Here is an 11,495-nt window from a genome sequence, read left to right as displayed (position 1 = left end):
CCACATCCAATTGAACATCGGCACGTGCAWCSGCTGTACTGAAAATCAGCGCWCACGATAGTGCCAGCATATTGAAAGGCTTCGTCATTTTATTGCTCCTGCATTGTGAATCATGAACTGCAAGACAACATGGAGCAGCCAGGTTTATCTCTGGCCCAATCGGGTCTTTTGGCTGCAAATTGCTGTCTTTCAGGTTGTTCGTCATAGGGATGTCGCATCACATCCAGTAATTCATTGACCAGACTGAAGTCGCCTTGTTCCGCGAGATCGATCGCTTGCTGGGATAAATAGTTACGCAGCACATATTTCGGATTGACGAGATTCATCTGTGTTTTGCGACTCAGATCATCAGTGTTGTCTTGTCGCACTCGCTGTTGATAGCTGCGCAGCCAGTCAACGATTTGTTTTTTGTCAGGCACAGAAACAGAGTCTGGCGCGTACCAACTGCTGGCAATTAACGCCAACAACTGCTCATCAGTCTGTTCGCTTGTTTCACATGGAATTTCAGCTAGTTGCCGATAGAAAATGCTCATATCTGTCTCGGTCAGCAGCAGTATTTTCTGCAGTTGTCGGTGCAGTTCATCATCTTCGTTTTGCCAGGCTTTTAATCCGAGTTTGGCAGAGCGCATCGCCTGCCACTTGTTGGTGTAGCTTTTGACAAAATCATTGAGCAATTCCTGCAAGGGCTCAACTTCGTTAATCAGAGGATAAATGGCATTCGCCAGTTGGTAGAGGTTCCACTGCATGATTTGAGGCTGATGACCAAATCGGTAGCGTTTGCCTGACGCATCGGTGGTATTGGGGGTCCAGTCCGGATTGTAATCATCGACCCAGCCGTATGGGCCGTAATCAATGGTCAGACCGAGAATCGAGGTGTTGTCGGTGTTGAGTACTCCGTGCACAAAACCGACACGCATCCAGTGCACAACCAGATCTGCGGTCAGCTCAAATACCTCATTTAACCAAGCAAGGTAAGTAGCTTTTCCTGGCTTGCCCAAATGCGGGAAATGATGACGAATGGTGAAATCGACCAATTGTTTGAGATTGTCGATGTCTTCTCTGGAGGTAAACAGCTCATAGCTGCCAATGCGCAGAAATGATGGTGCAACACGACAGACAATAGCTCCCGGCTCTGTCTTGGGTCGTCCATCGTAGAACATGTCTCGAACGACGCCTTCGCCAGTGGTGACTAGACTCAGCGCACGCGTTGTTGGCACGCCTAAATGATGCATGGCTTCACTGCACAAAAATTCACGGATAGAAGAGCGCAACACCGCTAGACCATCCGCTGAGCGCGAGTAGGGGGTTTCACCTGAGCCTTTGAGCTGGAGTGCCAGATGTTCACCTCGATCTGTCAGCACCTCACCCAGATTGATAGCGCGACCATCGCCCAGTTGACCTGCCCAGTTGCCAAATTGATGTCCGCCGTAACAGTGCGCATGTGCTTGCATACCATCGAGCAGCTGATTACCTGCAAACACCTGGACAAACTGCTCACTCTGGCAGTCCTCGTCTGACAGACCCAGATCCGTAGCGACTTCCGGAGAGTAGGCAACAAGCTCTGGCTTAGACACTGGGGTTGGGTTAACAAATGAAAAACAAGCTTCAAACACCTGCCGTCGATAATTATCGGTGACAGGATCAGCGGGGAGTTCCCTGACGAATCGGTTATCAAACTTGAGTTTGTCCAGAGGATGATGGTGCATGCAGTAACAACCTGTGCAATGAGACTAATGCCTGCAATTACAGCAGAAATGAGCCCTGCAAAACACCGGCAGAGTCTGGGGCTAAACAAGTGGTGCTGAGCTAATAGTACGAATTTATAGCCTGTGCCATGAGCTGGAAAAAACTCTCACAAAAAGGCGGTTTGTAAAGCCGTGCGTAGATTCCGGATAAACGCTGTGCGTTTTCCGGAATGACCTGTGGGTGGTATGCGATCAACGTCAGCGAAGAATATGTGTCATCTCGAGCGCAATTTTCTATCATACCGAGCACAATTTTATGTCATCCCGAGCTTGTCGAGGGATCTTAAAAGGCCATCTCAGCCAGCTTTGATCGTTAGTATGGTCGTGATGCTCACGCTGTGGTCGTCATCAAAATGACATGCTTGCTCAGCGCGTCAGTGCGGTGACTCGACAGATATCGGCTGTAAATCCGATTGCCATATTCTTTGCCAGGCCCAGCGCACTGATTCAACCCTGGGCTGAGGCGTCCTAATTTGCTCCGGTTGAACCGGAATGACTTCACCATCGCTGAGCTCTGCCAGTTTAAATGTAAAGAAGTAATAAGGTTCAGAGCCCATGCGCAGATCGGTGGCCAGAATGTCATTTTCAACCATTGCCAGGCGATAAAATCCATCGTTAAACCAACGCATTCGCTGATAACTATCGAGGTCTGAGAGAAATTCCTGTGCTGCCATGCCTCTATCGAAGCGCTCAAAGTGAATCTGCTGTTTGCCATCAAGCAGTGAATAAAAACCTTCGTAGTAGTGCGTTTGATCCATGACCAGCACACGCCACAAAATTGAATTAAGTGGTGTCGGTGTAATCATGATTTTTTGACTGCTGATGCCGTTGGCTTGCAGAGATTGCTGTACACGATGATCGACATGGCCCTGAACCGCCAGTCCCCAGACAAGATAGAGGTGGCTGAAGATAATCGCTGCGATCATGATGTGATGGTTTCGCAGTGAACTGCTATTCCAGACTAACAATCCACAGCCTGCCAATAATGGAAGGGTGAACAGTGGATCGATAATAAAAATGCTGTTGATGGATGCCGGGGGCGGCATAAAAGGCCAGAAAAGCTGTGTGCCGAACACCGTCAATGCATCCAACCCGGCATGGGTCACCCAGGCCAACCAGACAATGGCCAGCCAGCGTAAATAACTCAGTGTTTTGTCAAAATGCCAGATAATCCAGGCAAATAGCGGGGCGAGCAGGGTATGCACAATCCATGAATGGGTCCAGCTTCGGTGATAGGTCATGCTGTCCAGATCATTTTCATAGCTGATGAAGATATCCAAATCCGGCAAAATCGCCAGCGTCATACCTGCGATGATGGCTTTGCGCGGGGCTTTTTTACCTGCGACGATATAACCAACTGCGCCACCAAGCACGGCTTGTGAAACTGGATCCATCTTTGATTCCCGTTGTTGAACATTACCAATACTGAGTCACTATACCTTAGGGTAGCAGCCATAACAGAAGCGGCAATGACAGAACAATAGCCCCTTGTAGTACTTGGTTTTTCTGTATTGCCAGATGGTTGCTTCCTGAGATTGGCTGGTATAGATTCCTTGGTTACTGAAAATTCTTACAGATAAAAACAATAGAATCAGAGAGAGTCAAAATGAAACAGTCCGCACCGCCAAGACAACCCAGCCAGGCTGAAATTCAGCCGTTGTTTAACGCATTTAATCAAGGTCAGCTTGGCTTTGTTGAAACTGAAGCCAAGCGATTGCTCAAGCAATACCCAAAAGCCTTCGTACTGTATAACCTTTTGGGTAATGCTCAGGCCTCTCAAGGCAAGGCAAGCGATGCCATCGCTGCTTTTAAAACTGCAGTGGATCTTGACCCTACCGTTGGAGAACTGCATTTCAATGTTGGGATTTTGCTGACTAATCTTGGACGCACGGACGAAGCGATTGCCCATTACAAGAAAGCTGTAAAACTCAAGCCTACCCTGACAGATGCTCATTACAATCTTGGCACTGCATTGCAAGCGCAAGGAAAACACGATGCAGCGGCTCAGGCTTTCCAGACAGCCATTGCCCAGCAGCCCGGCTTTTTTGAGGCGATTGCCAATTTGGGTGTGGTGCTGCAGGCACAAGGCAAAATGGCCGAAGCCGCCAAAACCTATCAACAGGCCTTGCGTCTGCGCAAAGATGCCCAGCTCTATTTCAATCTGGGCACTGCTTACACCAATCAGGGCAAACTTGGGGATGCCGTTGATGCCTACAACGATGCTCTGCAACTCAACCCAAACTATGCAGAGGCCTACAGTAACCTCGGTGAAGTTCTGCGTGATCAAGGCCGCTATGACGAATCGGTTGCCGCCTATAAAAAAGCACTGTCACTGAATCCGGAGCTGCCGCTTGCCAACTATAGTCTGGCTGTTTACCTGTATGACAGTGGCGATCTGGAAAACGCGTTAAAACATTTCCAGAAATCCCAATATGCCGACTGGCAGGAACGCTCGCTCTATTGCCTGTATAAAACCGGCAAGTTTGAGGAATTTAAAGCCGGACTTGATGCGCTCAAGGCTGTTCGCCACACCTCACCGTTCCTGGCGACTTTGACAGGACACTATGCCGAAAACTTTGGCACCGAAAACGACTACAACTTCTGCAAAAATCCACTCGATTTTGTCTGCCACATCGAAATTCCCGAGCTTAAGGGTGACAGCCCATTGTTGCAAAAACTGCTGGCAGATATTCAGTTCGCCGATATGGAAGAAAAAATGCAGGGCCGTTTGCACAACGGCGTTCAATCAGCGGGTAACCTGTTCAAGCGTGATGAAGAAACTTTCCAAGAGGTCGCGCAACTGGTCGCACGGGCGATTGATCAATATCGCCAGAACTTCAAAGACTCAGACTGCATTTTCATCAAGGACTTCCCGAAAAAAACCGAGTTTGCCAGTTCCTGGTATGTGAAAATGAGTACCGGTGGCCATCTGACTTCTCATATCCATGAAGAAGGTTGGGTCAGTGGTGCGCTCTATCTATCACTGCCAACCAAAAAGAAAAATCCGGATGAGGGCAGTATCGAACTGAGCACGCATGGTGATAACTATCCCAAGCAACACAATAACTTCCCGACCAAAACCATCGCACCGTCAGTGGGCGATGTGGTGATGTTCCCATCATCAGTATTTCACCGAACAATTCCTTTCAGTTCGGATGAAGAGCGGATCTGCATTGCGTTTGATTTGAAGCCTGCTTGAGCTGAAGTTTGTAATTCTTGAACAGTGGGCTTGCAGCAGGATATGCGCCTGGAATATCACAATCGTTGAGAAGTAATAGTTAACCGTGTTTTCACCATAACCTGCAGTACCGTGATGGTGATGTGTTGTGTTTCTAACTATGCAGTCTAAATCTGACGATAAATGTCACATTGTGACGATTTTTTTGCATAACCCCTCACGCCTCCTTATTTAACTCATTGAATTATAGTTATATTTATGACTGGCACGGGATTGGCTTTCAATAGCACCAGGCAACCTGTGATTGCTGAAATTACTTAGGAGATAGACATGAAAAAAATGCAACAAGGTTTTACACTGATCGAGCTCATGATCGTTATCGCCATCATTGGTATTCTAGCGGCGATTGCATTACCTGCTTACCAGCAATATACAGACCGTGCGAGATACTCAGAAGTCGTGCTAGCTACTACCGCGCTTAAGACCGCAGTTGAAGTGTGCGCGCAGCTGCAAGGAGGCTTCACAAACTGTACCCCAGGAACAAATGGCGTACCAGCAAACATGGCAGCTGGTACAAATCCGACAGACTTTGTTGACAACGTGTCATGGGCTGTCACAGACAACACCTCTGGTGCTATAACTGTAGTGCCCCGAGCAGTGGGTGGGATTACAGCGGCAGACACTTATGTTTTGACTGGAACATACACTGCTGCCAACACGGTGACTTGGGCCGGTGCCTGCGCGACTAATCCTGGACTTTGCTAATCAAACAATCAAAATCGAGACAAGGAGTTAGACAGGATTGATCTAGCCTGAGTTGAAGAAAATAAAAAAAGCCTCAGCATATGCTGGGGCTTTTTTGTTTGAGCCGAAATAAGTTGAGAGATTACACGAGCTCACAGATAGTCAGAACAGTCAAGACAGTATAAAAACGTTCACATCGACACTTTATGTTGGCCTCTGTGTTTGGCCGTTGATGATCTGGCAGAAAAAGGTGAGTTGACGTACGTGCAAGCGCAATCTCATTATGGGGTTCAAGGACGAATTAGCGTATGATTTCTAGAACATGGTCACATGGTCGCCACGACGAACATCAACTGAAGTTAATGCCAATGGTTCATTCCAACTCCAAACCTGAACAGCAAATAAAAGCGCTTGGTCGTCTTACATCTCTGCACTAGGGCGACCAATAAAAAAGCCCTGTGCCAGATCAACTTCCAGAGTTTTGAGCGCTTCCAGTACGGGCGCTTCCTCGACAAATTCAGCAATGGTCTGAATGTTGTTGTTATGAGCTTCTTTGGTGACACGGGCGACAAACAGACGGTCGTAGTCATTCATCAGTAGGTTCTTGATGAGGTTGCCACTGATTTTAACCATGGTGACGGGAAGTGACTTCAGCAGGGCCAGCAATTTCTGTGATTCGACGTCTGTTTGCAAGCCAAAGTCGTCCAGAATGATGCCGCAACCCAGCAGCTTGAGTCGATTCAGACTTTGCAGAACACCATTGTGATTTTTCAATGCCAGATGAGTGCTGACTTTAACGTTAAAACAACTTGCTGGAAGTTGGGATTTATTGAGTGCATTACCAAGTTGTTCAATAAAGCGATTGTTGAGCAAGGTCCTCTCGGAGAGGTTGATCACAAGCTTCAAGTCAGGCCGCTGCTCGCGATTTGCCAGAAGAGTTTTAAGACTGCTGCCAAGGACAAATTCGTCGATTAAATGAATCAAATCCAGCTTTTCAGCGATGTCTATAAAACTGCCAGCTGTTCTGATTTCACTTGTTTCCGCGTCCTTCATGCGGATCAGCACTTCAAAGAAATTGGTAGATTCTGTTTTTAAATCCAGCAGCGGTTGGTAGTGCAGGATAAAGCGTTTTTCGCTGAGCGCATTTTCAATCTGCTGTTTCCAGAAAGTATTTTGTGAGTCCTGACCTGCTTCGGATTGATCAAGTGACAGGGTTTGACAGGCACTGTTCATCGGCGATTTGCTTTTCGCCTGATGCATGGCGAGTTCAGCGTAGCCGAGTAATTCCTGAGCAGAGGTACTGTTTACCGGAAACATGACTTTGCCAACATGTGCACGTATTTTGATTCCGGGCAGGCCAGACACAGACAGTGTGTTAATTGACATCAGCAACTGATCGGCCAGGATTTGTGCGCCGATTTCATCGGTATCTACCTTGATTATCGCCAGTTCAAGTTCAGCAAGTCTGCCTTGAATGTCTGTGTAATAGGTGAGTGTTTTGAGTGATTGAGCCAGATGCTGCAACAGGCTATCCACTGTTTGCTTGGCAGGCAGATGGTGACTGTCACCAAAGCAAGTTTCGTCAATGCGGATAAAAAGCAGGCAGGAAGTTTGTTGAGAACGATTGGCTTCGAAGATGGCCTTGTCAAACTCTTCAAGAAATTTGTTGCGATTGAGCATGCCGGTGACGGGATCATGACCGGCCAACCAGACAATGCGTTTTTCGGTTTCTTTACGCTCTGTTACATCGTGACCAATGGTGAGCAGGGTGCTTGTGTTGTTTTCGGTAAACTTGGAGTGTAACCACCAGATCGTTCGAATCCGCCCATTGGCATCGACAATTTCACTGTCATGTTCGATCAGTTCGTGCTTTCCATCAAGAATGTCTTGATAGGCTGAGTTCACATCATCCCACTCACCTGAGGGAAACACATTCGCCAGACCGCGATGAAGTATTGCCTCTGCTTGGACGCCAGTGAAGCGCTGAGCAAACTCATTAAAGAATGTGATATTGAGTTGTTCATCTGCGGTGATGATCAGCATTTTTGCTGAGTTCATCAGCTGACGAAGTGAGGCCAGCTGAAGTTTGGTTTTCTCACCTTTGTTGTGGGCTTCCTTGAGGCGCAGCTCATGATCGGAGGCAAGCTTTTGTTGCCGACTCATTATCTCTTCCAACGGCTCAACGACGCCAGATAACTCTGCGGTGCTTTCTTGTGACTTGAGCAGGCCTAAATGTTCACTGGCTCGATGATCCTGGCCTTTGACTATTTCGTTGATTGCCTCTTGTAGTGTCTGAAGGTCGTTAGCTGATTGTTCTGTCAAATGACGGCCAGTCAGGTATGCAGCAAAACCAGCGAACAGACTGAGCGCTATCAATAAACTGGCCAGTGTCATCAAGTGAATGCTCATCTGCGACAAAAACAGGATGAGTGTGGCGGCAGTACTGATAGTGATGCCAGTCATAACAGCAACAATTACCATGCTGCGATTCACTTTTCCTTGTAAGCTTTTTGCCATTTTGTCCTCTTGAACCGGGTTATTTAATAGTCAGACCTGCGTCAGGGTTTGGGAGTTTTGCTATATTGCTTTTTGATTCGAACTGAGAGGTCGAGATTTGTTTTTTCGCAAACATTCCCTGTGGTTGCCGCGCTGGTACGTTGTATTGGCATTATCGGCACTGATAGTTTTTTCATTATTGTACACCGTGAAACATACCGCACGATGGTTGGCTGTGTCCAAGCCATTACCCGAAGCACAATTGTTGGTGGTTGAGGGTTGGCTGGGTGAACTGTTGTTGCTTGAGGCGCTGGAAGAGTTTCGCTCAGGACACTACCAGAAAATGATCACCACAGGAGGGCCGGAATTAAGCCGTTATCGACCTGAATACGCTAGCTACGCCGAACAAGCTGCTGCTTTTCTCTTAAACCAAGGCGTTGATGAAACGCAAATAACTGCCTTACCTGCGCCCGCCTCAGCTCAAAACAGGACCTACCTCAGTGCGGTGATCTTGAGAAACTGGCTGGATGATCAAGCCTTTGACTCGACCACGATTAATATTTTCACGGCGGATGTTCACGCCATGCGAACAAGACGGTTGTTTGAAATGGCCTTGGCTGGCAAGCATCAACTTGGCATTATCGCGGCCAAACCGGAGGGTTTTTCGTTGAGCGCTTGGTGGCAAACCAGTGAAGGCGCTAAAACAGTACTGGGAGAGGTTGTTGGCAATCTATGGGTGAGTTGCTGTTTCAAGCCCGGTGAGCCCGGCTCGCACTATGAAATGTGGGCGGTCGAGCCTTCCAGAAATATCGATTGATTTGCCAGTCGAAAGTGGGGTCGAGATGCCTCCGCTACGGTCGGTACAACCACACTGTTTATCCGCAGATTACGCAGATAGGCGCAGATTGAGTTGATAGATAAACGATCCGAGGCATGGTGAATAGTGCTGTAAGGTTTTTTAGTATTGATTCCGCAGGAGGGAGTCTGACAAAGGCCGTGCAGAGATTCCGGACAAACGCTGTGCGTTTTCCGGAATGACGATCCACCGTCATTCCCGCGCATGCGGGAATCTGAAACCTTAGCCGGATTTCGGACAAACGTTTTGGTTTTTCGATGTAACGATGTGCCAGCCCCGTGTAGGGAACTACTTCACCCGCATGCCGGGCTTTGCACCTTCATCTGGATTGAGAATAAACAGATCTTTTCCGCCCGGTCCGGCGGCCAGCACCATGCCTTCTGACAGGCCAAAACGCATTTTACGCGGAGCAAGGTTGGCCACCATCACTGTTAACTTGCCAATCAGATCTTCTGGTGCATAGGCAGATTTGATGCCGGCAAAAACCTGACGCTGACCCAGACCGATATCCAGTGTCAGCTGTAGCAGTTTATCGGCACCTTCTACATGCTCAGCGTTGACGATTTTGGCAATGCGCAAATCGATTTTGGCAAAGTCGTCGTACTGAATCTCATCTGCGATGGGATCAAAATCAGAGTTGGCTGGCACAGTGTCGGTACTTGGGCTGTTATCAGTCATAGTCGCTTTAGAAGCTTCCAGGATGGCAGTGATTTTTTCCGGTTCGATACGGGTCATTAGCGGTTTAAAAGTGTCAATCTTGTGATTCAGCAAGGGATTGGTGATATCAGACCATTGCAGCGAGGAAATATTCAGAAACGCTTCAGCTAGTTCTGCGGTGCGAGGCAGTACCGGTTTTAGGTAGCCAACCAGTACACGGAACAGGTTGAGGCCCATGCTGCAAATAGCCTGCACTTCAGCTTCTTTACCTTCCTCTTTGGCGAGTACCCAGGGTTTTTGTTCGTCGATATATTGATTGGCCTTGTCTGCCAGAGCCATGATGTCGCGCATCGCCTGACCAAACTCGCGCTGCTCATAGCGTTGGGCAATCGTTTCAGCCTGTTCAACAAAGCTTTGCCATAAAGCCGGTTCAGCCAGGCTGTCAGCCAGTTGACCATCGAACCGTTTGTTGATGAATCCGGCACAACGACTGGCAATATTGACTACCTTACCGACCAAATCAGCATTAATGCGGCTTTGGAAATCTTGCAAATTAAGGTCAATATCATCAATGCCATTGCCAAGTTTGGCCGCAAAGTAATAACGCAGATACTCGGGGTTGAGATGGTCAAGATAGCTGCGCGCCTTGATGAAGGTGCCACGCGATTTGGACATCTTTTTGCCGTCAACCGTCAAAAAGCCATGCGCATAGATATTGTTCGGCAGGCGGAAGCCGGCACCTTTGAGCATGGCTGGCCAAAATAATGCGTGGAAATAGATGATGTCTTTGCCGATGAAATGAACCATTTCAGCATCGCTGTCGGCCTTCATGAATGCATCAAAATCAACGCCCGTTCGCTGGCAATAGTTTTTGAAGCTGGCCAGATAACCGATGGGGGCATCCATCCAGACATAGAAAAACTTGCCGGGTGCATCAGGAATTTCGAAACCGAAATAAGGCGCATCCCGAGAGATATCCCAGTCTTGCAAGCCGCTATCAAACCATTCTTGAAGCTTGCGAGTCACTTCTGTTTGTAAATGACCGCCCAGCGTCCAGTCCCGCAGCATGTCTTCAAAGTTGCCCAGCTTGAAGAAAAAATGTTCAGACTCTTTGGTGATAGGCGTTGCACCAGAAACAGCCGAGACCGGGTTTTTCAGCTCAGTTGGATCGTAGGTCGCACCGCAAGCTTCGCAGTTATCGCCGTACTGGTCCGCAGCGCCACACTTCGGGCATTCGCCGCGGATAAAACGATCCGGCAGAAACATTTCTTTTTCTGGGTCATAAGCCTGACTGATAGTGCGGCTTTCAATATTTCCGGCATCACGATTTGCCAGATAAATCTGGCTGGCCAGCTCGCGGTTCTCGTCGCTGTGCGTGCTGTGATAATTGTCAAAACCAATAGCAAAATCCGCAAAATCCGCCATGTGTTCCTGTTTGACATCTGCAATCAGCTGTTCAGGCTGGATGCCTTCATTCTGGGCGCGCAGCATGATGGGGGTGCCGTGGGCATCATCGGCGCAGACGTAATGACATTCATGACCACGCATTTTCTGAAAGCGCACCCAGATATCCGTCTGAATATACTCAACAAGATGGCCAAGATGAATCGAGCCATTGGCATAGGGCAGGGCGCTGGTGACCAGAATTTTTCTTTGCATGGATGAACCGGTAATAAGGCCGTTGAAAAACCGTCAAAGATACCAGAATTCGGCGCTTGTCACCATGGAGGCTAAGCAATTCCTGATGTCAGGTCTACAGGATACAAACCACGGAGACACAGAGGGCACAGAGATTTCAAACAACAGATCCCAGTACTCA

The 11,495-nt window shown here is 48.2% G+C and carries 7 protein-coding genes; 3 read left to right on the top strand and 4 right to left on the bottom strand.

Annotation, left to right across the window (positions count from 1 at the left end):
• Window positions 1-110: 110 nt before the first annotated feature.
• Together MPL1_RS12130 and MPL1_RS12125 are read right to left on the bottom strand one after the other, a co-directional pair.
• Window positions 111-1,706, bottom strand: a complete 1,596-nt coding sequence (locus MPL1_RS12130) for a protein adenylyltransferase SelO (protein WP_009727427.1) — start codon at window positions 1,704-1,706, stop codon at window positions 111-113.
• Window positions 1,707-2,119: 413 nt separating this feature from the next.
• A complete protein-coding gene (locus MPL1_RS12125; protein ID WP_009727426.1) occupies window positions 2,120-3,139 on the bottom strand; it encodes a metal-dependent hydrolase in 1,020 nt (339 codons plus the stop codon).
• Between the two features lie 212 nt (window positions 3,140-3,351).
• On the opposite strand from MPL1_RS12125, the gene MPL1_RS12120 reads away from it, so the two are divergent.
• A complete protein-coding gene (locus MPL1_RS12120) occupies window positions 3,352-4,944 on the top strand; it encodes a tetratricopeptide repeat protein (RefSeq protein ID WP_009727425.1) in 1,593 nt (530 codons plus the stop codon).
• A gap of 309 nt (window positions 4,945-5,253) precedes the next feature.
• Window positions 5,254-5,688 carry a pilin gene (locus MPL1_RS12115; protein ID WP_009727424.1) on the top strand — a complete coding sequence of 145 codons (435 nt, stop codon included), beginning with the start codon at window positions 5,254-5,256 and terminating at the stop codon, window positions 5,686-5,688.
• Window positions 5,689-6,087: 399 nt separating this feature from the next.
• On the opposite strand, the gene MPL1_RS12110 is transcribed toward MPL1_RS12115, so the two are convergent.
• Window positions 6,088-8,184 (bottom strand): GGDEF domain-containing phosphodiesterase, encoded by a 2,097-nt coding sequence (locus tag MPL1_RS12110; protein ID WP_009727423.1) that lies wholly within the window; start codon window positions 8,182-8,184, stop codon window positions 6,088-6,090.
• Window positions 8,185-8,281: 97 nt separating this feature from the next.
• On the opposite strand from MPL1_RS12110, the gene MPL1_RS12105 reads away from it, so the two are divergent.
• Complete coding sequence (locus tag MPL1_RS12105) at window positions 8,282-8,980, top strand: ElyC/SanA/YdcF family protein (protein ID WP_009727422.1); 699 nt, start codon at window positions 8,282-8,284, stop codon at window positions 8,978-8,980.
• Window positions 8,981-9,307: 327 nt separating this feature from the next.
• Here the strand turns inward: MPL1_RS12105 and metG are convergent, their stop codons facing one another.
• Entirely contained in the window at window positions 9,308-11,335 is a 2,028-nt protein-coding gene (gene metG / locus MPL1_RS12100) for a methionine--tRNA ligase (RefSeq protein ID WP_009727421.1), read from the bottom strand.
• Window positions 11,336-11,495: the final 160 nt, after the last annotated feature.

The sequence above is a fragment of the Methylophaga lonarensis MPL genome, from assembly GCF_000349205.1.
GTDB classification, from domain to species: Bacteria; Pseudomonadota; Gammaproteobacteria; order Nitrosococcales; family Methylophagaceae; genus Methylophaga; species Methylophaga lonarensis.
Note: the sequence above shows the minus strand (reverse complement) of the source record. Positions and strands in the feature narration are given on the sequence as shown.

What these genes read in the sequence shown, in the direction of transcription:
- metG (WP_009727421.1), bottom strand. Translation starts at nt 11,335, where the DNA reads ATGCAAAGAAAAATTCTGGTCACCAGCGCCCTGCCCTATGCCAATGGC.
- MPL1_RS12120 (WP_009727425.1), top strand. Translation starts at nt 3,352, where the DNA reads ATGAAACAGTCCGCACCGCCAAGACAACCCAGCCAGGCTGAAATTCAG.
- MPL1_RS12130 (WP_009727427.1), bottom strand. Translation starts at nt 1,706, where the DNA reads ATGCACCATCATCCTCTGGACAAACTCAAGTTTGATAACCGATTCGTC.
- MPL1_RS12125 (WP_009727426.1), bottom strand. Translation starts at nt 3,139, where the DNA reads ATGGATCCAGTTTCACAAGCCGTGCTTGGTGGCGCAGTTGGTTATATC.
- MPL1_RS12110 (WP_009727423.1), bottom strand. Translation starts at nt 8,184, where the DNA reads ATGGCAAAAAGCTTACAAGGAAAAGTGAATCGCAGCATGGTAATTGTT.
- MPL1_RS12115 (WP_009727424.1), top strand. Translation starts at nt 5,254, where the DNA reads ATGAAAAAAATGCAACAAGGTTTTACACTGATCGAGCTCATGATCGTT.